Origin of the sequence: Vibrio porteresiae DSM 19223, from assembly GCF_024347055.1 — a bacterium.
Classification (GTDB): Bacteria; Pseudomonadota; Gammaproteobacteria; order Enterobacterales; family Vibrionaceae; genus Vibrio; species Vibrio porteresiae.
Genome location: NZ_AP024895.1, coordinates 1,931,527 through 1,954,842, shown reverse-complemented (window position 1 = coordinate 1,954,842; position 23,316 = coordinate 1,931,527). Strand labels below are relative to the sequence as shown.

Here is a 23,316-nt window from a genome sequence, read left to right as displayed (position 1 = left end):
ATCCAAAGAGAATGGCTTGGGGTTAACACTCTAAGTCGATTCTGCCGAAAAACTATTCCCGGTGAAGCCCCAGCTTCACCTTTCCCCACAACCCCCACAACCAAAACCTCACCCAACCAACCTATGATACCCGCGCAAGCGGTAGTTCAGCAGCGACACAACCCAACAGGCGATCATAATGCCGACAATCCAGAAGCCGATATCGCCGAGTTGGTCGTTGGCGCTCATTACCCAATCGCTGAAAGTGGAGTGCCAGTGGCCTTTTTCGACAAGTAAACCTAGCGCTTCAAAGCCGCCGATCACCAAGGCGACAATCAATGAGGAAGCGGTAATAGTGAGATTGTAATAGAGCTTACGAAACGGTTGTTCGAATGCCCAGCTGTAGGCTTTTACCATAATGACGTTATCGACGGAGTCGACAAACGCCATGCCCGCAGCGAACAGAGCAGGGAAGACCATAATCGTGCTTAGGGGTAAACCGTTGGATGAGCTGGTGGCGGAGATCGCCAGCAGTCCCACTTCGGTCGCGGTATCAAAGCCCAACCCAAACAGAAAGCCGACTAAGTACATTTGCCAGCTGTGGTTGATAAAGCGAAACAGGCGGCGATAAATCCATGTCATCATTCCACCGCCTAATGGCTCTTCTAACTCATGGCTCAGTACGTTGGTGTTGCCTTGTTTGACTTGCTGATATTTTTTCCAGATATCTTTAAAGATCAGAAAGTTGATCAACGCCAAAATCAATAGAAACAGCGCCGAAACGGAGGTGCCAATTGTGCCGCCGACATCTTGAAACCAACTGAGTTCGTGACGAAATTGGGCGGTAGCAAGACCAACAGCTAATGATGCCAATATAACAATCGATGAGTGTCCGAGTGAGAAATACGCTCCCACCGCAACTGGCTCTTTGCCTTGTTGCATCATTTTGCGGGTTACGTTATCAATCGCGGCAATATGGTCGGCATCGACCGCGTGGCGTAGGCCGTAGGTCCATGCGAGCACCGCAGTGCCAATCAAGGCGGGATGAGCGCCAAAGACAGAAAATGCCCAAATCCAAATCGCAGCATTGAGCAGCGCAAGGCTAATCAGTAGTAAACGGGCGCGGGTTCGCGTTGAGTAGCAGTGAGACACTAGCATTCCCCTCTAAGTCGTTGTAACTGAGCTATTAGAGGGCAGTAAAAGCGTGATAAGTACTAGGGTAGAGGTGCGTTGGCATCCTCTGCGAGAGTAGAGAAGACTGTCTCCTAATAACCACTTGTTTTATATGGTTTAGGGCAATATACGCTTGGCTCTAGTCGATCGCTAGCCCGGTATGCAGTTTTCCCTAAAAAGTATGATGTAAATCAGTTTAGGCTTAGGTAATGATTCTGATGGATTTTTTGGCTCTTGCGCAGGATCCCCCTCTAACTCCCCCTTAAAACCCAAGGGGGAGAACCGGATCGAGAATGTGGAGAGTTTGGCGACTATCTCGGGCACTGAGCTTACGGTATTCGAGATATTTTTGGCATTTATTGGTATGGCGATTTTCGAGGATATTGCTGGCTCTTGCGCAGGATCCCCCTCTAACTCCTGACTTTCCTACACAAATCCCTCGATAAAAATTGAGGGATTTTTTTGAACTTTTATCTCACTGATTGATCTCAACAAAAACTGACAAGTTGAGGTAGGTTACTATGTTTTCAGCAGATACAGAGCAATGGGCCAGAGATACCTTTCACCACTCCGAGTTAGGCGATCGCCGTCGCTCCAAGCGCCTAGTACAACTTGCCTCTTCTTTGGCTAATCATTTAGGACAATCACTTGTGCAATCTTTGAAATCTCCCGCTGATATTGAAGCTGCTTATCGCTTTACTCGCAATCAAGCCATTGACCCTCAAGCCATTGCCGAGGCTGGTTTTGCCGCAACGGTCGAAAATACGAAGCACTATGAGTGCTTACTGGCGTTGGAAGATACCACTTCACTTGAATTTTCCCATTCAACTGTCCGGGGAGACATGGGGCATACGACCTCGAATAATTACTCCCGAGGGATGTTCGCCCACTCCGTCCTTCTTTTTGCACCACACGAGCAGCATGTCGTTGGTCTTATTGAACAAGAGCGCTGGACTCGAAATATCAAAGATTACGGCAAGAGTCAGAATCATGCGAAAAGACCGTATCTTGAAAAAGAGAGCTACAAATGGGAACGCGCATCTCGAGCTATGGAAACTCGCCTTGGCGAAGGGATGAGCAAGATTATCTCCGTGTGTGACCGAGAAGCCGACCTTATTGAATATTTGGCTTACAAAACATCTAATCAACAACGTTTTGTCGTTCGTTCGATGCAAAGTCGCTGCATATTGGAGAGTGAAGATAAACTTTATCAGTACAGCGCGTCCTTAACTGATGCAGGTATGAGAACAGTTCAGGTCAGACAAAAAGGCGGCCGTAAGGCACGACGAGCTGTGTGTGAAGTTCGCTACGCCCCCATTACAGTGAAGGTTCCATCCAACAAAAAGGGAGAACCTGTAGAGCTTTATTATGTAGGCTGTCAGGAGCGTGAACAGGAAAAAGGTCTCAACTGGCATATTCTCACATCAGAGCCAGTCCGCTCAAAAGAAGAGGCCGAACGAATATTAGATTATTACGAAAAGCGGTGGCTAATTGAGGAGTTCCACAAAGCGTGGAAGAGTGGTGGAACTCAGGTTGAAAACTTACGAATGCAAAGCAAAGAAAACTTGGAGCGAATGGTTGTCATACTGGCTTTCATTGCCGTTCGGTTGCACCAACTTCGTTATCTTGGGCTGAACAAAGAAGAAGCCGAGAAACAGAGTTGTGAAATGATATTGAGTCCTCAAAGCTGGAAGATCCTGTGGTCAAAACAGGAAAAGAGAAAGCCGCCAAAGAAAGCACCGAGTCTCTATTGGGCATACATTAATCTTGGGAAATTAGCCGGTTGGTATGATTCTAAACGCAACGGGCGAGTTGGCTGGGAACGGCTTTGGGAAGGATGGTTTATTTTGCAAACCATCCTTGAAGGTTACTTGCTTGCCAAGTCTCTAGATCTTTGAGATGTGATCAAGAGACAGCTCTAACTCCCCCTTAAAACCCAAGGGGGAGAACCGGATCGAGAATGTGGGGAGTTTGGCGACTATCTCGGGTACTCAGATTACGGCATTCGAGATATTTTGGGGTTTATTTGTTCAGGGGGTTTCGCGGGTATTGCTGTCTTTGGTGCACGATTTTTTTAACTCCCCCTGAAAAAGCTAGGGGGAGAACTGGATTGAGAATGTGGTGAATTTATTGAGCACTACCTATAGAGAAATACGTGTTGAGTGCTTACTTCCCATGCAATGGCGGCAAAATGGCGCTGGCTTCGGCCATTAATTGCAGTTTGGCTGAAATCACCCCTTTGAGAATGGCGAATTTGTCTAAGATCTCTTGCAGCGTAATCGCTGGGCCTTGGACTAGAATCACTTCCATGATTTTGTCTTCGGTCAGGTGTACGTGCAGCGAGCTGATCACTTCGTCAATGTGCTCAAACTGTAAGTCGCTCAAACGCTTTTGTAGGCCGCGGGTATTGCGGTCATAAAAGAGCGTAATGGTGCCAACCATGACATTGCTGCCCAGTTGCGCTTTTTGCTCAATCAACTGTTGGTTCACCATGTCACTGATCGCCTGAGAGCGGCTGCTGTAGCCGCGAAGTTCTACCATATCATCTAACTCAGTGAGCACATCAGGGTCCATCGAGACACTGATGCGGCTAACCGAATTAGAAGATTTATCGACGTTTTGTGCCATGCAAGTCCCTTCTTATCTTTAAAACATATCCATGTAGCGTTCGAGTTCCCATTCACTGATGGTCAAATGGTACGCTTCCCACTCCATGGTTTTGTAGCGGATAAACTCTTGTTTTAGTTCTGTTCCTAGCGCCTGTTCGACGAGAGGATCCGCTGCAAACGCATTAATGGCATCTTGCAGCGTATGCGGGAGAAATTCAATGCCTCTATCTCTTCGTTCTGCATCATTGATTTCGTAAAGGTTATCTTCGTTCGGTTTACCTGGGTCGATTTTGTTACGAATGCCGTCCAATCCAGCAGCTAAGGCAAGGGTACACGCCAAGTAGGGGTTGACTGCGCCATCGGCGTTGCGCGATTCGCAGCGTCCGCCATTAAAAGGAACGCGCACTGAGTTAGTGCGGTTATTAGAACCGTAAGAGTTAAACACTGGTGCCCATGAGAATGTCGCCATTTCTCCGCGGCGCACTAAGCGTTTATAGCTGTTGACCGTAGGTGCGAACGCGGCACACAGAGCGCGGCCATGTTTTAAAATGCCGCCGATAAAGTAGTAACCGAGTTCAGTTAAGCCTAAACCGCGTGGGTCCTCTTTTGGGTCGCACTCAAAGAGATTGGCCTTAGTTTCAATGTCATAGAGCGACATATTAAAGTGCGCGCCGTTACCGGTTTTATTGGCGAACGGTTTCGGCATCATGGTGGCGATCAAGCCCTCTTCGTCGGCAAAGTGTTTCGCCATAAAGCGGAAGAAGGTTAAGCGGTCACAGGTTTCAAGGGCGTCGGCGTATTTGAAATCGAACTCAAACTGACCGTTAGCATCTTCATGGTCGAAAGAGTAGAGATCCCAACCAAGCTCGTTAATGGTGGTCGCCACTTTATCGAGCCAAGAGAAGTTATCGATAAATCCTTGCATGTCATAACAAGGCTTAGTCAGGTTATCGCGTGGGTGTGGAACGGAAATTTTGCCCGATTCATCGCGATTGAGCAGGTAGATTTCACACTCAATGCCAAGGTTCATACCAAAGCCCAGTGCGTTGGCTTCTGCTATCTGCTTTTGCAATGCCACGCGGGTACTCAGCTCGTATGGTTTGCCCTGAAAATGCAGGTCGGCTGGCATCCACGCGAGTTTTGGCTCCCAAGGTAACTGGATGATTTTGCTTAAATCTGGCACAGAAACCAGCTCTTCATCATTGGGCGCTTGGCCAAGGCCATCAAGGGCATAGCCAGTGTAACGTTCTGACCCTTTGAGCATCTGTGGTAGGTGGTCGATAGGGACCACTTTGCCTTTTTGCACGCCGTGAATATCGACGTAAGCACCAATGCAGTACTTAACGCCTTTCTGTTTGAGATCGTTTTGAACTTGGGCAATCTGCTCTGCAGATAGGGCTTGCTGTGACATTATCTTGGTATCCTTACCCGTTGGGGAAATAGTGAATGCGTTCGCGAAATATCGCAACGGACTAAAAGAGCAATGCCATCACGACATGGGTCGTGGTGATTAAAGTGGCGCTTGTTCGTCAATGCCACGGCGAATCAGCTCGCACAGATCATCGACCATCCATGCAAAGCCTTGCTCGCCTTTGGCAAATGAGGCGTCGCTGGGGGTGCCAGTAACGCCGTTTAAACTGGTGTGATTGACCGGATGCGCAAACACCAAACGCTCGGTGCGATCGGGGTCATCGGCGGCGGCAAAATCGTGCTGGCGAATTTGCTCACGAGCGATGGCCAGCATCAGTGAGGTTTCGGCGTCATTAGCGTGCCAATCGTCGGCATCGGCGCAGTGAAAATCCGTCACGCGCTGAGTCAGCTTGCCGGTGCAGGTGAGGTTGACATAAAAGTCGTCATACTCCGCGCGCAACATTTCTAACGCGCAGCGCAGCGGCGCTTCATTGGTCACATGCGCATTGACAATAAACAGCCTGCGCACGCCGCTGCGATAGGCCCAATCGCCAATCTGTTTGACGGTTTCAATCAAGGTAATCGGCTGGAGCGAGATCGTACCCGGCCATTTGGCGCTGTGGCCTAGCGAGCAGCCATAAGGCAGGGTCGGTAGCATCGGGACTTGGGTCTGCTGCGATACCACTTGGCACAGTTTGCTGGCGATCACTGCATCCACGCCGCAGCCAAGGTGTGGGCCGTGTTGCTCAGTCGCGCCAACGGGTAAAATCGCTGCGCCATTCACGGCTTGCAGCACGGCAGGTATCTCTTGCCAGCTCAGTTCATTCCATTGCATCGGTTAATCCTATTCGACGTTGTCGGTCACTTTGGTGAGGCGAATAATGCGGGCGCTGATGTCTTCGCCTTCTTCCTCGGTAACTGGCGGGTGAATCAGTTCATCGACGCGCGCACGGGTGGCAAGAAATTCTGGTGAATTGAGCTGATCTAACGTGCGAGGGCGCGGTACGGGCACTTCAATCAGTTCTTGCACTTCACCGGGGTGCGCTTTGAGCACCAAAATTCGGTCGGCGAGAAACACCGCTTCATCTAAATCGTGAGTAATAAACAGCACGGTGATGTCGATGTTTTTCCAGATATCCAGCAAGTGCGATTGCATCTTGGTGCGCGTTTGCGCATCAAGCGCGCCAAACGGTTCATCCATCAACAGAATACGCGGCTGTGTGGCAAGAGAGCGGGCAATAGCAACACGCTGTTTCATCCCGCCAGAGAGTTGATGAGGATAGGCGTCGGCAAATTTGTCCAGCCCCACCAAATCAAGCCACATCAGGGCGTCGGATTCTGCTTCAATGCGGCTTTTGCCAGCGCGTTCGAGTCCGAACATCACGTTCTTCTTCACTGTGAGCCAAGGAAATAAGGTGTAGCCTTGAAACACCATGCCGCGGTCTTGTCCTGGGCCATCGATGGGATTGCCATCAATTAAAATCTCGCCGGAGGTAACGGTTTCGAGTCCTGCTAAGGTACGAATTAAACTTGATTTACCGCAGCCAGAAGGGCCAATCACACAGACAAATTCACGGCGATGAATTTTAAAGTTCACATCGCGTAGCGCTTCCACGGTGCCTTGGTGTGAGGGGTAGGTTTTGCCTAAATGGTTCACTTCCAGAATGACTGGACGCTCTTTGATCGCCGCAAAGCGCGCTTTCACTTCGTCGGATTGCTCAAGATAGCTAGTTAACGCCGTTGTGGTTTGCATAATCGTTCCTGTTCCAGTCATTAAGATTTATTGGTGATAACCCAAGGGAAAAGCTTGTTACCCAGCTTGGCAAGGAGCAGATCGCAGCCAAGGCCGATAAAGCCGATGATGAAGATCGCGGCAAACACATTATCGAAATGTTGATAACGCGCCTGTTGAGTGATGTACCAAGTGATGCCGCTGCTGGTGCCAATCAGTTCTGCCACGATAAGGTAAGTCCATGCCCAGCCGAGCAAAATACGTTGGTCGCGATACAAGTCGGGCAAAATGCCCGGAATCACCACTTTGGTTAACAGTTGGCTTTTCTTAGTGCCAAGAGTGAGCGCTGCTTCCAGTAAGGTGTAATCAAATTTGCGCGCCGTATTGGAGATGATCAGCACTTGTTGAAACAGCGTACCAATCACGATAATGGTGATTTTTGGGCCATCATAAATGCCTAAAATCGCTACCGCTAACGCACCAAATGCTGGTGCGGGTAAGTAGCGGAAAAACTCAATAAAGGGTTCAAATAGGCGGGCTATGGCGGTGTAAGTACCGCAAATGATCCCCAGTGGCACGCCGATGATGGAGGAAATCACAAAGCCCCAGAAGATGATTTGGATACTGTGCCATAAGCTCTCATGCAGCCAAGGCGCGCCGGGCTGAAGTGGTTTTTGGGTAAAACCGGTGTACAGCGCTTTGGCAACTTCAATCGGTCCGGGTAGGTAAATAGGGTTTGCTGGTGCGCCTTGCGGTAGGGCAAGGTGCTGCTGTTTCATGTTGGCGGACTCTTCGTTAAATAACGATTTATCCACGAGCATTCCCACCTGAAAATAGTCGACACCACCTTGGTCGGTGATCTCCATTTTCGGGTGCCAGATAAAGGGCAGGTAACTTATCGCTGCCCATATCAGGATCGGTAGCAGGAATGAGAGGGTTCCCAATACGACTCTTTTCCTTGGTTCTAATTCGGTTCTTACAGCGAACCAATTTGTTTTGCTCATTCCTGCTTCTCCGCTAGGTATCAATATTATTGCAACGCGTCTTTAGTGATTGAGGTGTCGATGTAGCTAGCGACATTTTGTGGAGTGCTATACACCGCGTTATCAACGTTAAACTTGTCGGAAATTTGAGAAGAGCCATACAGTGAAGAGAAGGTTGGACCTTGTTTCATCACTTTCATTCCTTCGTCGAGCGTCAGCAATTTGGTGCCTTTAAGCAGCGGTAGGTACTCTTGAGGCGTTACCCCTACACGAGCAGACATGATCTTAACCGCGTCAGCTTGAGTTTTGGGATCGTTGATATAAGCGACCACTTGGTCCCACACTTTGGCGACTTTGACCCAGTCAGCGCGATCTTTAGCAAGGCTGGTTGGGCTAACGGTTAGGGTGTCGTAAATCAGGCCTGGTTCATTGGCTGATGTGAAAATAGGACGAGCGCCTGGGGTGAATTTCATTGATTGACCAGAGACAGGTTGCCATGCACCGACCGCATCCACTTCACCTGAGCCAAGCACTTGTGGCAGTTCGTTGGTTTTGGCGTTCACGATTTCAACGTCAGACTCTTTCATGCCATTTTTTTCAAGGGCTTTTAGGAGTAGAAGATGTTCCACAAAGCCTTTTTCAACCGCAACTTTCTTGCCTTTGAGATCGGTGATTTTACGAATGCCCGGCTTACCGATGATCATGTCGTTACCGTTGGAGTAGTCGTTGACCAAAATCATGGTGCCTTTACCACCGGATGCGCCAGTGACGAGCGTGTCGCCGTTGGTCATGGTCACTGCATCGATTTTCCCTGCGGCGAACGCATCGATAGAAGCGGAGTAGTCAAACCACTCAAAATCCACATCCACGCCAGCTTGTTTAAACCAACCTTTGTCTAAGGCAATTTGCCAAGCAACCCAGCCGGGCCAATCGCTGTAACCAATTTTTAATGTGTCGGCTTGAGTAGCAAATGTTGCAAATGCAGCAGAAGACGCCAGCACAGGGACTAACGCTTTTAAGACTGCACGTCGAATAAATGAAGACTTACCGGTAGTAGACATAATCTCTCCTTAGATTGATGTGGTATTACTTATTTAAAAATTAGTAATACTGTGCAAGTAAGCAATCATCATTCCATTTTTAAATAAAATTTATAACTTAATGATATTTAAAGAATTAGATAAATATCAGGTAATACTAAAATTTAATTTGGTATTACTTAACAACCTATATTGGTGCAAGGCTGCACAAAAATATGACAAAAAGCAGCCTCTGTTTGAGTTAGTTCTTGTGCTTATAACAAGGCTGTTGGGTGGCGAGAAAGTCGCGAGGTCACCATTTAGATTAATGAAAACAGCAAGTTATGTGGATAGTTTGCTTGTAAATCCGCCGGCTGTTTTTGGGCTGGCACTATATTTGCCTATTATTAATCGTTAAAAAGCAAGATGCTGAACAATACGAAAATCCAAATGGATATCTAGGGTTCCGACCGTGTTAAGCGGTGACTGGTCCGAGAGATATCAACCTCAGTTAGAGGTCACACGGCGGGACAAAAGCCCGGGAGGCCAATGAGATGCAAGCATCTCATCTATGCGCTGATGATGTGTACTAACGGAGGGTCACTATGCAATTACCAATTATTCCCATCCAGTTTAACCCTGTAAGGCAACCGTGTTGCTTGGCGTTATTTCGCCTTGGCAAAACGTTAATGCTTGTCGGGTTAGCCACACTGCCGTTATTTGCGCTTACTGTTTGCTTACTTTTTCAACATAGCCAAACCAACCACAGCGCAAATTAAACGCGATTAAGGAGAATGTGATATGTCATCGAATTTTGAACCCATCACCACCGATTTGATTCCCGGTGCCTCGCACTGGTCTTTGGTGGTGCCTAAAGGACATGTGATCCGCTTTACCGATGTGCAAGGCGGAGCCAACTTGAGCGTGCTGTTTTATAACCCCAAGAATCTATTAGAGCGCTATAACGCGCCCGACACGTTGAAATGCCAACACACCTTTAAGCTCACCACGGGTAACTGCCTTTACTCGGATATGGGACGCGTATTTGCGTCTATCGTTCGCGACGATACCGGTTGGATTGATACGGTGACCGGTGTGGCCAATAAAGCCAAAGTGGCGGCGCAATGGGGCGATCGCGATTATCAACATGAACGTAATCACTGGAAGCAGAATGGTTACGATAGCTTAGTGGTGGAAGTGGCGAAATACGGTTTAGGTCAACGTGATTTGGCCGCCAACCTTAACCTGTTTACCAAAGTTTCCACCGATTCAGAAGGCTTTATGCACTTCGCAGAAGGCCATAGTAAAGCAGGCGATGTGATTGAACTGCGCATTGAAATGGATACGCTGGTGGTGCTGACAACCTGCCCACACCCAATGAATCCTGCAGAAAAATACCCATACAAACCAGTCGAAATCGCGGTGGCAAAAGCAGACCCTATGACCGAAGACGATGTGTGTTTGAATTCTCGCGAAGAGAATCGCCGCGGCTTTGAAAACAATCGCCGTTACCACATGACCAGCTCAATTTTGGAACACTAAGGAGAACCACCATGATCGTTGAAAGCTCACTATTACCCGACAATGCCGTACGTCGTGATGTGGTTCCTGCTGGTGATTACTATCTGAAAGTGGTCAAAAAAGGCCAAACCATGCGCATTTTGGACTCGGAAGGTAACCAAGCGGCGGATACGCTGTTTTATAACGCCAATGATCCTGCTGAGCGTTACAGCGCGATTGATACCATTCGTGAACAGGGCAACGTCTACCTTTCTACTGGCACTAAGATTTTGTCTGACCAAGGCAATGTGATGTTAGAAATCGTCGCAGATACTTGCGGTCGTCACGACACCCTAGGCGGTGCTTGTGCGACAGAAAGTAATACAGTGCGTTATGCGATTGAGAAAAAATGCATGCACGCGTGTCGCGACAGTTGGTTATTGGCGTTAAGTGAACACCCAGAATTGGGCATGGATAAACGCGACATTACCCACAATGTGAACTTCTTTATGAACGTGCCGATCACCGAAGAGGGCGGTTTGACCTTTGAAGATGGCATTAGCGCTCCGGGCAAATACGTGGAAATGCGTGCTGAGATGGACATCTTGGTTCTGATTTCTAACTGCCCACAATTGAACAACCCTTGTAACGCTTATAACCCAACACCGGTGGAAGTGCTGGTATGGGATGCTCAATAGCATTACGGGAATGAATTGACCCACTAGGCGAATCACGCAGAGGACGACCTCTAACTGAGCGTGCAAGACCTCCGGGACGACCCGGAACATGGGAAATAAAGATGTTACCTAAAAGAACGTTACATAAGGTTTTGATTGCCAACCGCGGAGCGATTGCGTGCCGCATTATCCGCACCTTAAAAGCGATGCAGATTGCCAGCGTTGCTGTGTACAGCGAAGCCGACGCGCAAAGCCTGCATGTTTCTGCAGCTGATGAAGCGTTTTCATTGGGCGAAGGTGGCGCAAGTGCCACCTATTTGGATATCGAAAAAATCATCGCCGTTGCCAAACAAAGTGGTGCAGATGCGATTCATCCCGGCTACGGCTTTTTAAGTGAAAACCCCGATTTTGTGCGCCGCTGCGAACAAGAAGGCGTGGTGTTTATTGGCCCGACTAGCGAACAAATCGAATCTTTTGGTTTAAAACATTCCGCTCGCGCTATTGCGCTAGAAGCGGATGTGCCGCTCTTACCCGGAACCGGACTTTTGGCCGACAAACAAGAAGCGCTAGCCAAAGCAGAGCAAGTCGGTTATCCGGTGATGCTCAAAAGTACCGCTGGTGGCGGTGGTATTGGCATGCAGCGCTGCTATAGCGCGCAAGAGCTAAGCGATGCTTACGAAAGCGTTAAACGTCTCAGCGAAAATAACTTTTCCAATGGCGGATTATTTTTAGAGAAATACATCGAAGAAGCTCGCCATGTCGAAGTGCAGATCTTTGGTGACGGCGAAGGTAATGTCCTTGCTATTGGCGAACGCGATTGTTCCGCCCAGCGCCGTAACCAAAAAGTGATTGAAGAGTGTCCTGCGCCGAATTTAAGTGCTGCAACCCGTGAAGCGCTGCATCAAACGGCGGTGCGTTTGGCGAGCGCGGTGAATTACCGTAACGCTGGTACGGTGGAATTTATTCTTGATCAGCAGACTCACGCGTTTTACTTCCTTGAAGTGAATACCCGTTTGCAAGTGGAACATGGCGTCACCGAAGAGGTGTATGGCATTGACCTAGTTAACTGGATGGTGAGTTTAGGCGCGGGTGATTGGCACTATGCCGAGCATGCGCAATTGACCGCAAAAGGTCATGCGATTCAGGTGCGTTTATACGCCGAAGATGCCAATAAACAGTTCCAACCTTGTGCTGGGCTATTAAGCCATGTTGAGTGGCCAAAATTGGCTGGCTTGCGTATTGAACATTGGATTGAAGCGGGCGTGGAAGTGTCGCCATTTTTCGACCCCATGCTGGCGAAATTGATTGTGCATGGCAGTGACCGTGCTGACGCGCTGGATTTTATGGCGCAAGCACTCAAGCAAGCGCAAATCTATGGTGTAGAACACAACCAAGCCTACTTACAACAGCTGATCGCTTTTGATGCGGTGCAGCAAGGCACGGTGGTGACTCACTCGCTTAATGATTTTACCTATCAACCTCATACTGTTGATGTGCTGTCGGGCGGCACGCAAACCACCATTCAAGATTATCCTGGTCGCGTCGGTTACTGGCACATTGGTGTGCCACCATCAGGCCCAATGGATTCGGTGAGTTTTCGTCTGGCGAATCAGCTGCTCGATAACAGCGAAGATACTGCTGCGTTAGAGATGATCATCTCTGGGCCAACGCTGAAATTTAACCACGACCGCCACTTTGTGCTCACTGGGGCCATCATTGATGCCCAGCTGGATGGCGAAGCAATTGAACTTGGGCGTGTCTATCTGGCGCAAAAAGGCGCAGTGCTCAAACTGGGTCATATTCAAGGCGCTGGTGCGCGCACCTATCTTGCGATTGAAGGCGGGATTGAGTGCCCAGAGTATCTCGGTAGCCGTTCAACCTTTACCCTCGGTTTGTTTGGTGGTCACGCTGGGCGAGCCATTCGCGCTGGCGATGTGCTGCATGTCAGTGATGCGCCTGCCGATACCGCGTTAACGGGCAACCACGCGGCATTGCCAAGTTTTGAAGAAGAATGGCAAATCCATGTGATGTATGGACCACATGGCGCGCCGGATTTCTTCACCCAAGAAGATATGAAGACGTTCTTTGCGGCAACGTGGAAAGTGCACTTTAATTCCAGCCGCACTGGGGTGCGTTTAGTTGGGCCAAAACCGGATTGGGCGCGCGCCGATGGCGGCGAAGCGGGGTTACATCCCTCCAATATTCACGACAACGCGTATGCGGTGGGCACGATTGATTTTACTGGCGACATGCCGGTGATTTTAGGCCCTGACGGCCCCAGCTTGGGCGGCTTTGTGTGCCCAGCTACGATCATTAAAGCCGATTTGTGGAAAATGGGTCAGCTAAAAGCGGGCGATAAAGTGCGCTTTATTCCTGTCTCATTGGCACAAGCAGAACAAGCCGAACGCGCGCAAATCTCAGCAATCAAAGCACTGACTTGGCAGCCAAGTGCGCTTGATGCAGAAGAGATTACTACGCCAGTCATCAAAACCATTCCAGCAGAACGTTACGGGGAAGAAGTGGTGTATCGCCCAAGTGGTGAAGACTTCTTACTGATTGAATACGGGCCTCAAGTGCTCGATATTCGCCTGCGTTTTCGTGTTCATGCGCTGATGCTAAAACTGGAAGAGCGCAACATTAACGGCATTCACGAACTCACTCCGGGCATTCGTTCGCTGCAAATTCACTTTGATAACTTGGTGTTACCAAGAGCGAAACTGCTGGAGATGTTAGAAGAACTCGAAGCACAGCTCGAAGATATCGACACCATGACCGTACCTGCGCGCATTGTGCATCTGCCGCTCTCTTGGGACGATCACGCTACCCGTTTGGCGATTCGTAAATACGATGAGTTAGTGCGTAAAGATGCCCCTTGGTGCCCAGATAATATCGAATTTATCCGCCGTATTAACGGCCTAGATTCGGTGGATGAAGTGAAACGCATTTTATTTGAAGCCAGTTACTTAGTCATGGGGCTAGGGGATGTGTACCTCGGTGCGCCAGTGGCTACGCCGATGGACCCTCGTCACCGCTTAGTGACCACCAAATACAACCCAGCTCGTACTTGGACGCCAGAAAATGCTGTCGGTATCGGCGGTGCGTATTTGTGCGTGTATGGCATGGAAGGACCGGGCGGTTATCAATTTGTCGGCCGTACGCTGCAAATGTGGAACCGTTATCGTCGTACTCAAGAGTTCACTCAGCCATGGCTACTGCGCTTTTTTGACCAAATTCAGTTCTATGAAGTGAGCGCTGAAGAGCTACTCGACATTCGCGCGAAACATCCTCTGGGTCAATACCCACTCAAGATTGAAGAAACGACCTTCTCGCTCGCCGATTACGACGCGCTGGTAGCAGAACACGCCGATGAAATTCATCACTGCAAAGTTCGCCAACAAACCGCTTTTGAAGCTGAGCGCCAACGCTGGATTGCCACCGGACAAGCGGACTTTGTCGCTGAAGAAGGGGAAGTGGCGCAAGACCAAACCATGGAACTTAAACCGGGCCAAGAAGTGGTGGAAAGCCATGTAGCGGGCAACATCTGGCAAACCGTGGCGCAAGAGGGCGCGCGAGTTAAAAAAGGTGACGTTGTCATGGTGTTAGAAGCGATGAAAATGGAACTGGAAGTCACCGCGCCTGAGTCTGGCGTGATTGACCTGATTTGCCATCACGAAGGTGAACAAATTCAAGCAGGACAACCGCTGTTTGTTCTCAATACTCAGCCATCAAGCCAAGGAGAAGCATGATGACCAACCCTTTAACTATTGACCAATTACTGCAAGCTTACCAAAGCGGCCAACTCTCGGTTGGTGATTACTTAGCCACTCAGTTGGAGCTGGCACGCAATGATGAACACAACGCTTGGCTCAGTTTGATTAGTGATGAGCAATTGGCCGCGTATGTGCGGGTATTGGAACAGAGTAAGCCAGCGAGCTTACCTTTGTACGGTGTGCCGTTTGCCATTAAAGACAACATCGATTTGATTGACTTGCCGACCACAGCGGGTTGCCGTGAATACACGTATCAGCCGCAAGAGAGCGCCTTTGTGGTGCAGCGTTTAATTGAAGCGGGCGCTGTGCCGCTGGGCAAAGCTAACTTGGACCAATTTGCCACGGGCTTAGTGGGCACGCGCAGTCCTTGGGGCGAATGTCATAACAGTTTTAATCCTGATTATGTCTCTGGTGGCTCAAGTTCAGGTAGCGCTGTGAGCGTTGCGAAAGGGCAAGTGTTTTTCTCTTTAGGGACCGATACCGCAGGGTCTGGCCGTGTGCCGGCTTCATTCAATAACCTTTATGGGATGAAAGGTAGCCGCGGCGCACTAAGCTGCTCTGGTGTTGTGCCTGCCTGTAAAAGTTTGGACTGTGTCACCATTTTTGCCCGCAGCGCAGAAGATATTGAGCAGGTCTTTCCGGTGGCTGCGCAGTACGATGGACAAGATTGCTATTCGCGCACGGTTGAGCCGCAGCCCGATTCTGTTGCTTCGTTTAAAGGGTTAAAAGTGGGTGTACCTACACCAGATCATTTGGCGTTCTTTGGTAATGAGGCTTATCAAAAAGCCTTTACTCATGCGGTTGAAAAGCTCGAACAGCTTGGCGCGCATGTGGTGGAATTTGACCTTAAGCCCTTTCTTGATGCGGCGAGTTTGCTTTATCAAGGCCCTTGGGTGGCTGAGCGCTACGCTGCAATTCAAGCATTTTTTGACGCGCAGCCCACAGCGTGTCTGCCTGTGATTGAAACCATTATTGGTGGTGCTAAGGGCATTACCGCCGCTGACACCTTCAAAGCCATGTATCAATTGCAAGCCTACAAACAGCAGTGTGATGCGTTGATGGCAGAGGTGGATGTGGTGCTGACACCGACCGCAGGCACTATCTACACCATCGAACAAGTGAATGGTGATCCTATTCAGAAAAATAGCGATTTGGGTTACTACACTAACTTTATGAATTTACTCGACTATTGCGCTGTCGCGTTGCCGGTTGAAATCACCGAAAGTGGCTTACCATTTGGTGTCACGCTCTTTACTACAGCGTTTAACGATTACCGTTTGTTAAGCCTTGCCAGCGCATGGCAGCAGGCGTCCGATTTGCCATTAGGGGCAACCGGTCAGCACTGTACGGCGAAGATGGACATTTTGGTGTGTGGCGCGCATATGTCGGGCTTACCACTCAATCATCAAATGACCGCGATTGGTGGTTCACTGCTGCAGCGGATGAACACGTCTGCCAACTATCGCTGTTACGCATTGGCGGGTGGTCCTCCTTATCGTCCTGGCTTAGTGCGTGATGACCAAAACGGCGCGGCGATTGAGATTGAAGTGTGGCAAGTCAATCAAAGTGGCGTTGGGCAGTTGCTTGAGCAGATCCCGCATCCGCTGGGTTTAGGTTCTGTGGAACTGGAAGATGGTCGCTGGGTTAAAGGCTTTATCTGTGAACCATGCGGATTGGCCGGCGCAGAAGAGATCACCTCATTTGGTAGCTGGCGTCATTATTTACAGCAGGGGAAATCTACTGCACGGTAAGTATAACGCCAAGTCATTTGAGGTATTTTTGGCGTTTATTGGTTCAGCGATTTTCGAGAATATTGCAGGCTTTTGCGCAGGATCCCCCTCTAACTCCCCCTTAAAACCCAAGGGGGAGAACCGGATCGAGAATGAGGTGGATTTTGCGACTATCGCGGGCACTAAGCTTACGGTATTTGAGGTATTTTCTGTGTTTATTGGTTCAGCTGTTTTCGAGGATATTTCTGGCTCTTGCGCAGGATCCCCTCTAACTCCCCCTTAAAATCCAAGGGGGAGAACCGGATCGAGCATGTGGTGAGTTTTGCGCTTATCTCGGGATTTTGCTTCCGAGCCTTGACTGACTTGCTACTTTTCTTGCCAAGCAGTCAGCGGAGCTTTAGTCCAAGCGCCGTAGCTGGCGTTAGGAAAGACAATCCAGTCTTCACCAAAATGCTGACGGCTTTTTTCAACTAAGTCGCGATTATATTGGGTGTCTTTCTTATTTTTAAATTGAGCGGAAACATCTGGTAGGCTATCACCCATTAGCATCACTATTTTGTGGTGTTTGCTGATGCTATTACGACGCTCTTCTTTTGAAGTGCCATATAACAAAACATGGTCTTCTTGCACTTGAGGCAAACCTAAAGAGCTGAGAGTTTTGAGTGTGTATGCTTTATTTTCGTTGTAGCGATCTGATACGTAGAAAATAGCCACGCCTTGTTGGTTTGCGTATTGGGTAAATTCTTTTGCACCCGGAATCAGTTTGGGATGACCTTTTATTTCCCAATCAGACCAAGTATCCCAACTGGTGTAATCGTGGCAATTTTGCATGTCGCGCACCAACAGTGGCGAGTTATCAAGTACGGTTTCATCTAAGTCCATCACGACCGCAAGTTTTTGTGGCGCTTTGCTTTTTTCGATAATAGTCGCAAGGCGTTGCTCGGCAAAATGGTAAGTTTGCAGTTGCAGAGCAGCAATCTCAGCAGACTGCTGTTGATAACGCAGTGCCATTTCATAACTTTTAGCTTGGCAAATCGTGTTGGCTTCTGCAGCCAACAAAGATGAAGAGAAGAGAGACACGGCCGCGAGTGCCGAAATTAATAAAGGCTGTTTTTTCATTTTTAACCACTTCACTGTGTGAATTTGGGAACCGAAGATAAACGTTGAATATGACGAAAATATGATTAGCAAGAAAATTGCTACCGATAACGTATTATTATGCGTTCACTATTGATGATGATTTTTAGCGGTAAATTGGCGGTAATGGTGCTAATCAAATAATATTTTCGTCTATACAAACTACGCTAAACAAAAAGCCACCCGATGTTAAGGTGGCTTAGTGAAAGTGTTAACGAGCTTAAACTTTGACTAAAACAATTCGACTTTTGGTAAACCATTTGCTGTGGTTGCGGAGTCGACTGAGGTAAAGCCGTTATCTACGTAGTTACAGTGGCGTTCAAAGTCGTGTTTGTACTCATCGGCCAATTTGCGCAGTGTTTCGGTGTATTCCAATTCGCGAGTACGCATATCATTGAGGCGCATGCCGTTGAAGAGGTCACCGACCAGCAGGTGTTTTTCCCGCATTAGGTGTTCAATACTGTCGAGTTTTTGCCGCACAATATCTTGGAACTGAGTACAGGCCATGCTGCCACTGATATTGCGCTCTAAGTCATTGGTGTAGAGCATAATTTGTGTGATCTGGCTTTCGCTGAGTTCACGTACCGCACCAAAGCTGTTGCGGAGACTTTGCACCGATTCAATCATTTGATCCGCTTTGACCGTTTGTTCGTTGCTCTCTTTATTGGCGTTTTCAAAGCGGGCAGAAACGTCTTGGCGCAAGCTCTCAATCTCTTTGGTAATTTGTTCGGCAGCGGTAGCTGAGCGCTGAGCGAGTTGTCTTACTTCGTCGGCAACCACTGCAAAGCCGCGGCCCGCTTCGCCACAACGAGCCGCTTCAATCGCGGCGTTAAGCGCAAGTAAGTTGGTTTCATTGGCGATGTTAGAGATCACTTCAGTGATGTCATTTAAGCCCAATACGCGGTTTAGCACGTTGTTCACCTCTTCACGTTCGGTTTGAATGTTGGCCATCAAACTGCGCGTGTTATCGGCTAAATGGGAAATCACATTGGTGTGCTCGTCTAAGGTTTCCACCATGTTTTTGGAGTCAAACTCCATGTCTTTAAGGTAATGGGTAAAGTTTGCTGCAGCGTCATCTAACCCAGCTATGTGACTAAGAATATCTTCCGTGGCACGTTGGGCATCGCCATTGACGTTTTCAATGTGGTCTGCCACTACGCGGTTTAAATCACGGTACTCATCCACCCAATCGCAAATCGCCGACACTGTGCTCAGATGGCGATCCATTTCACTGTGATGTTCTTTTTGCACGATATGCATTGCCAACGTACCAAAGTGCAACACCATAGTGGAGGTGAACAGCAAAATGATCGCTATGGTCATAGGTAAGTGCGCCCATATTGGCAAAAGCGGAATAGAGAGTTCCACAGCCAAAGTGCAAGCCGCACTACCGATCCCCAAAGAGACCAAGAGTTTGAGTTTATTCTTATTATCTAGCCAGTTGAAAAGGTGACGCTTCATAAACACCTCACGCAATACTTCCTGGTAATACCTGATTAATCACGGCTTTTAACTGTTCAGCAGCAACGGGTTTGACCAAATAGCCAGTAGCTCCTTTGGCGCGCGCTTCGTTACGCTTTTGCTGTTCCTGTTCAGTGGTCAGCACCAATATGGGCGTAAAGCGGCAAGAAGCCATGGTTCGTGCTTTGCCAATGAAAGTGATGCCATCCATACGTGGCATGTTGATATCGGTAATGATCAAATTAGGGCGCAGACCCGCGGTCAGTTTACTGAGAGCCTCTTCGCCATCACGCGCTTTTTCCACGGTAAAGCCAAGGCGGGTTAGGATAGATTCGACGCTCATCAATACCGTACTTGAGTCATCAATAATAAACACCGTTTTAGCCATTATGTTCTCCTTCTGGTACAACTACATCCGCTGCGCATAGCCAGCTTAAAAAGGTTTCGTCGCTGGGTAGGGCAGTTATCTTGGGCTTGGCAAACATTAAGGTTTGCAATATTGCGGTGTGAATATGAGTGCACCGCTTGAAATTAATACTAGAAGCCGGGGTGGACTCTAGCCACTCAAAAAGCTCCTGAGCTTCTTCTACTGAAACACTATCAATCAAATGTGCTACGCGAGTCTTATATTCAACGGGCATGGCGAATCACCTCCTCTGTATCGAGCACCAATAACACGCGGCCATCACCCATGATGGCGGCACCGCGATAGATAGAAAACGGAGCGAGCGCGCCTTCGAGTGGCTTGATGATAACGTCTTGACCTTCTTGAAGTTTATCGACGGCTAAGCCCAAAATGTCATCACCGACACGCACAACTAAAACGGGCTGAATGTCCGGTTTGTTATTGGGTTCGCCCATGTGAAACACATCTTTCAAATAGAGCACTGGCACTGTTTCACCACGCAAGATAAAGGTGTCGAAATTCTTCACGCGGCGAATGTCTTTACTGCGATCGATCTTAAGGGTTTGAATCACGGTCTCGATAGGAATAGCAAAAGATTGCTCAGCCAGCTCAAACATCATGACTCGTGAAATGGTCATCGACAGTGGTAACACCATGGTCACTTCGCTGCCTTTTGACGCCTCAGACGAGAGCGTTAGCGTGCCGCCGTTGCGTTCAATCGCAGAGCGTACCGCATCCATTCCCACGCCGCGCCCAGAGAGATCACTGACCTGATCGGCGGTGGAAAAGCCCGGTTCAAAAATCAGATTGATCACTTCTTGCTGGCTCATGCGCTCCAGTTTGCTCGCATCCACTAACTGGCGTTCAAGAGCTTTGGCACGCACTTTTTGCTCGTCGATGCCTTTGCCATCATCACTGATTTTGATGATGACGGAATCGTCGTGGGTGTAAGCACTGAGGGTGATTTTCCCGGTTGGATTTTTGCCGTTACGTACGCGGTCTTGAGGCATTTCAATGCCGTGATCGAGCGAGTTACGAATCAGGTGTACCAATGGCTCAGAGAGATCTTCCACGATACTTTTATCCGCTTCGGTCTCTTCTCCCTCAATAATCAAATCGACCTGTTTGCCGAGCTTTTTGGAAATATCACGAATCAAACGTGGGTAGCGCTGGAACACGGTTGCCAGTGGCACCATGCGCACTTGCATCACCACCGACTGTAAGTCTTCGGCTAAGCGAGAAATTACCGTTTGTTCAGATTTAATGTCTTGCGCCAGTTTACGCACGCCAAACTCATTTTCAGCACGATAGGCAAGGTATTGCATTGAGTTTTTGGCGACGATCAGTTCACCAACCAAATCCATCAACAGATCAACCTTCTCTTGGTCAACTTTGAGGGTTTTGATCTGCTTCTTCTTTACCTTCTCAATTTGGTCGTTCACAGAGGTAGTCGCAGGAATGATGGGTTCGATCTGCTCAGTTTCAATCACCGCTCTCTTGTCGTCAAACGACTGAATAATCCGCTGCAGTAGTGTAATGATCTGCTCTGGCGGCATGGTTTCATCGACTGGTTCTGGGCGATCAATGATCTGGCATGCCAAAGAGCGATAAACGCGAATGACCGAGCGAATGGTGCCGATTCGGATCTCTGGCGAGCTCTGCTCGGTTTCCAGCAAGCGAATCTGATGCGCGACAATCTGTTTTACGTAGTCGATGCGTTGATCGACCGGCTCATCGGCCACCAAATCTTGCGCGAAACGATAGAGCTTATATTGGCTCTCAATCGGCTCAAGTTGCGCTGCGATGGTAGTGGCATCGCATTGCGTTAATACATAAAAAGTGAGCTGAGATTGGTAAATATCAAACGGTTCTGTGTCTGGGGTTAACACTACCTTCTTCCAGACCACTTGGGGTACGCTTTTCATCCACGCCAGTGGGTCATCGCCGGAGAAAAAGCATTGGCGGTCCGGTTGATAGACAATGAGCAGCGCATCGCTGTATTGTTCTACATCGTCAATGTCGGTGAGCTGTTCACGGCCAAGCTGTTCGGCTAACCAGTTGATCGCCACCGTAGTGACCGCATCCTCATCGGTTGCTTCAGGTGCGGTATCGACAGGGGTTGGCACATTGGCACTATTGACCTGCTGAAATTGCGCAATCATGGTTTGACTTATCTGCGAGGCGCTCGCATCGAGCTTTTCTTGGCTCTCTAACTCATCAATCCACAGCATGAGTTGATCGCAGCCACCGAGGAATAGGTCAATCAGCGCGCCATCTAAGCTCATTTTGCCGTCGCGAATTTTCTGCAGCAAATCTTCCATTTTATGGGTGAGCTGGGTAAAGGGTTCAATGCCTTCGATAACGCCAGAAGCGCCTTTCACCGTGTGAATGCCACGAAACAGTTCATTGATGATGGTGGCGTCGCCTGGGCTATTTTCCAAATCGAGAAACGTTTTGGTGGCTTGCTCAAGCAGTTCGCGACTCTCATTGATAAAGTTGTGCATCAATGGATTCATTACAGACCCCCAAACATTAAAGTCACAGTTTGTTGTAATTCTTCTGGATTGACCGGTTTGACCAGATAAAGATTGACTCCAACATCAATACTTTTGATTTGGTCATTTTCTTGCGCTTCCGTTGAGATCATGATGACCGGAATATCGGCTAAGTTTTCCCGGCTGCGCAGCTCTTTCACTAGGGTGAAACCATCCATTTTGGGCATGTTGATATCAACCAAAAACAGATCGACCGGTTGCTCTAGAGCACGTTCTAACGCTTCGACACCGTTTGCCGCTTCAATGACAAACGCGCCGATCTCATCCAATAAGGCTTTGTGATACATACGCACTGTTGAAGCATCATCTACGACCATGACCTTTTTCATGACATGTTCTCCTTGAGCGGTTTGATGTAACCCGTCGATTTTTTAAAGCGTTTAATTTTGAATGATGATGAAATCCGGCTCATCGATTCGGAGTGACCCAAAAAGAGGATCCCGCCGGGATTGAGCTGTTCATAGAAAAGTTCTATCGCGTTGCGGCGCGACACATCATCGAAATAAATGAGTAAGTTGCGACAGAAAATGACGTCCATCTGTCCAAGTTTCTTCGCTTCTAAACGGTTACTTAAATTGAGTTTAGTAAAGCGCACCGATTCGCGAATTTCAGGGCAAATCTGATAAAACCCATCCGCTTCTAAAGTGAAGTAGCGGGTGATCAGTTCCGCTGAGAGATTTTTTACGGCGCGGGCGCTAAAGCGGCCTTGATGGGCTCGTTTTAAAATCTCGGTATCGATATCAGAGGCGACGATTTCAATATCGACTTGGCTTAACAGTGGCCAGTATTCCAATAAAAACAGCACAATCGAATAGGGCTCTTCACCGCTAGAACAAGGGATAGACCAAATTCGCAGCAGTTGATTTGGGTTGTCGTGCACCAGCTGGTTTAAGGTCTCTTCAACCAGGGATTCCAACTGCGCAGTTTCACGAAAGAAATAGGTTTCGTTGACCGTGAGCGAGTTAATCAGCGCTTGCAGCTCTTCCCCCGAAGATTGAAAACGTAAGAAAGTAAAATAGCCTCTAAAGCTGTGATGATCGGTCTCTTCAATTCGCTGCACGATACGCTTATCCACGAAATAGCGTTTGTTGTCTTCAAAGAAAATGCCGGTTTTTTGGTAAAAGAAATCACGAAACCGGTAGAAATCTGCTTCGGCTAGATGAATCTCATTCATG

The 23,316-nt window shown here is 48.6% G+C and carries 19 protein-coding genes and 1 riboswitch; of the genes, 5 read left to right on the top strand and 14 right to left on the bottom strand.

Annotated features, from left to right (window positions below; all coding sequences use genetic code 11):
• Positions 1-108: 108 nt before the first annotated feature.
• Positions 109-1,137 carry a HoxN/HupN/NixA family nickel/cobalt transporter gene (locus OCV11_RS08740; protein ID WP_261892257.1) on the bottom strand — a complete coding sequence of 343 codons (1,029 nt, stop codon included), beginning with the start codon at positions 1,135-1,137 and terminating at the stop codon, positions 109-111.
• Positions 1,138-1,673: 536 nt separating this feature from the next.
• Here OCV11_RS08740 and OCV11_RS08735 point away from each other — a divergent pair.
• Positions 1,674-3,050, top strand: coding sequence for an IS4 family transposase (locus OCV11_RS08735; protein WP_261892255.1), 1,377 nt, complete (start codon positions 1,674-1,676; stop codon positions 3,048-3,050).
• Positions 3,051-3,318: 268 nt separating this feature from the next.
• Here OCV11_RS08735 and nikR read toward each other — a convergent pair whose 3' ends face one another.
• From nikR to OCV11_RS08705, 6 genes are all read right to left on the bottom strand, one after another.
• The gene (nikR, locus tag OCV11_RS08730) at positions 3,319-3,780 is read right to left on the bottom strand and encodes a nickel-responsive transcriptional regulator NikR (protein ID WP_261892253.1); all 462 of its coding nucleotides are present in this window, start codon (positions 3,778-3,780) and stop codon (positions 3,319-3,321) included.
• An 18-nt stretch (positions 3,781-3,798) separates the two neighbouring features.
• Entirely contained in the window at positions 3,799-5,172 is a 1,374-nt protein-coding gene (glnT, locus tag OCV11_RS08725; RefSeq protein WP_261892251.1) for a type III glutamate--ammonia ligase, read from the bottom strand.
• A 99-nt stretch (positions 5,173-5,271) separates the two neighbouring features.
• Positions 5,272-6,006 (bottom strand): creatininase family protein, encoded by a 735-nt coding sequence (locus OCV11_RS08720; protein ID WP_261892249.1) that lies wholly within the window; start codon positions 6,004-6,006, stop codon positions 5,272-5,274.
• Between the two features lie 9 nt (positions 6,007-6,015).
• On the bottom strand, positions 6,016-6,924 hold the full coding sequence (locus tag OCV11_RS08715; protein WP_315972728.1) for an ABC transporter ATP-binding protein: 909 nt from the start codon (positions 6,922-6,924) through the stop codon (positions 6,016-6,018).
• Positions 6,925-6,944: 20 nt separating this feature from the next.
• A complete protein-coding gene (locus tag OCV11_RS08710; RefSeq protein WP_261892247.1) occupies positions 6,945-7,907 on the bottom strand; it encodes an ABC transporter permease in 963 nt (320 codons plus the stop codon).
• A 26-nt stretch (positions 7,908-7,933) separates the two neighbouring features.
• A complete protein-coding gene (locus OCV11_RS08705; protein WP_261892225.1) occupies positions 7,934-8,947 on the bottom strand; it encodes an ABC transporter substrate-binding protein in 1,014 nt (337 codons plus the stop codon).
• 405 nt (positions 8,948-9,352) lie between these two features.
• A riboswitch (guanidine-I (ykkC/yxkD leader) is annotated at positions 9,353-9,452 on the top strand.
• A 254-nt stretch (positions 9,453-9,706) separates the two neighbouring features.
• On the opposite strand from OCV11_RS08705, the gene OCV11_RS08700 reads away from it, so the two are divergent.
• The 4 genes from OCV11_RS08700 (at position 9,707) to atzF (ending at position 16,603) form a co-directional block, all read left to right on the top strand.
• Positions 9,707-10,447: an urea amidolyase associated protein UAAP1 gene (locus OCV11_RS08700; protein ID WP_261892223.1), complete on the top strand. Its 741-nt coding sequence runs from the start codon at positions 9,707-9,709 to the stop codon at positions 10,445-10,447.
• An 11-nt stretch (positions 10,448-10,458) separates the two neighbouring features.
• The gene (locus tag OCV11_RS08695; protein ID WP_261892221.1) at positions 10,459-11,103 is read left to right on the top strand and encodes an urea amidolyase associated protein UAAP2; all 645 of its coding nucleotides are present in this window, start codon (positions 10,459-10,461) and stop codon (positions 11,101-11,103) included.
• A gap of 101 nt (positions 11,104-11,204) precedes the next feature.
• Positions 11,205-14,828 (top strand): urea carboxylase, encoded by a 3,624-nt coding sequence (uca, locus tag OCV11_RS08690; protein ID WP_261892219.1) that lies wholly within the window; start codon positions 11,205-11,207, stop codon positions 14,826-14,828.
• Positions 14,825-16,603, top strand: coding sequence for an allophanate hydrolase (gene atzF, locus OCV11_RS08685; protein ID WP_261892217.1), 1,779 nt, complete (start codon positions 14,825-14,827; stop codon positions 16,601-16,603). Before uca ends, atzF begins: the two co-directional genes overlap by 4 nt.
• Positions 16,604-16,948: 345 nt before the next feature.
• Here atzF and OCV11_RS08680 read toward each other — a convergent pair whose 3' ends face one another.
• The 7 genes from OCV11_RS08680 to OCV11_RS08650 all read right to left on the bottom strand — a co-directional run bounded on the left by OCV11_RS08680 (position 16,949) and on the right by OCV11_RS08650 (position 23,315).
• The gene (locus OCV11_RS08680; protein WP_261892215.1) at positions 16,949-17,701 is read right to left on the bottom strand and encodes a 5'-nucleotidase, lipoprotein e(P4) family; all 753 of its coding nucleotides are present in this window, start codon (positions 17,699-17,701) and stop codon (positions 16,949-16,951) included.
• A gap of 249 nt (positions 17,702-17,950) precedes the next feature.
• The gene (locus OCV11_RS24980; RefSeq protein WP_373332822.1) at positions 17,951-18,979 is read right to left on the bottom strand and encodes a methyl-accepting chemotaxis protein; all 1,029 of its coding nucleotides are present in this window, start codon (positions 18,977-18,979) and stop codon (positions 17,951-17,953) included.
• 208 nt (positions 18,980-19,187) lie between these two features.
• Positions 19,188-19,568, bottom strand: a complete 381-nt coding sequence (locus tag OCV11_RS08670; protein WP_261892213.1) for a response regulator — start codon at positions 19,566-19,568, stop codon at positions 19,188-19,190.
• Positions 19,561-19,821, bottom strand: coding sequence for a hypothetical protein (locus OCV11_RS08665; RefSeq protein ID WP_261892211.1), 261 nt, complete (start codon positions 19,819-19,821; stop codon positions 19,561-19,563). The genes OCV11_RS08670 and OCV11_RS08665 overlap by 8 nt, the downstream gene beginning before the upstream one ends.
• Positions 19,811-22,090 carry a chemotaxis protein CheA gene (locus OCV11_RS08660; RefSeq protein WP_261896261.1) on the bottom strand — a complete coding sequence of 760 codons (2,280 nt, stop codon included), beginning with the start codon at positions 22,088-22,090 and terminating at the stop codon, positions 19,811-19,813. Before OCV11_RS08660 ends, OCV11_RS08665 begins: the two co-directional genes overlap by 11 nt.
• Positions 22,091-22,101: 11 nt before the next feature.
• Positions 22,102-22,470, bottom strand: a complete 369-nt coding sequence (locus OCV11_RS08655) for a response regulator (protein ID WP_261892210.1) — start codon at positions 22,468-22,470, stop codon at positions 22,102-22,104.
• Positions 22,467-23,315 carry a CheR family methyltransferase gene (locus OCV11_RS08650; RefSeq protein WP_261892208.1) on the bottom strand — a complete coding sequence of 283 codons (849 nt, stop codon included), beginning with the start codon at positions 23,313-23,315 and terminating at the stop codon, positions 22,467-22,469. The genes OCV11_RS08655 and OCV11_RS08650 overlap by 4 nt, the downstream gene beginning before the upstream one ends.
• Position 23,316 lies beyond the last annotated feature (1 nt).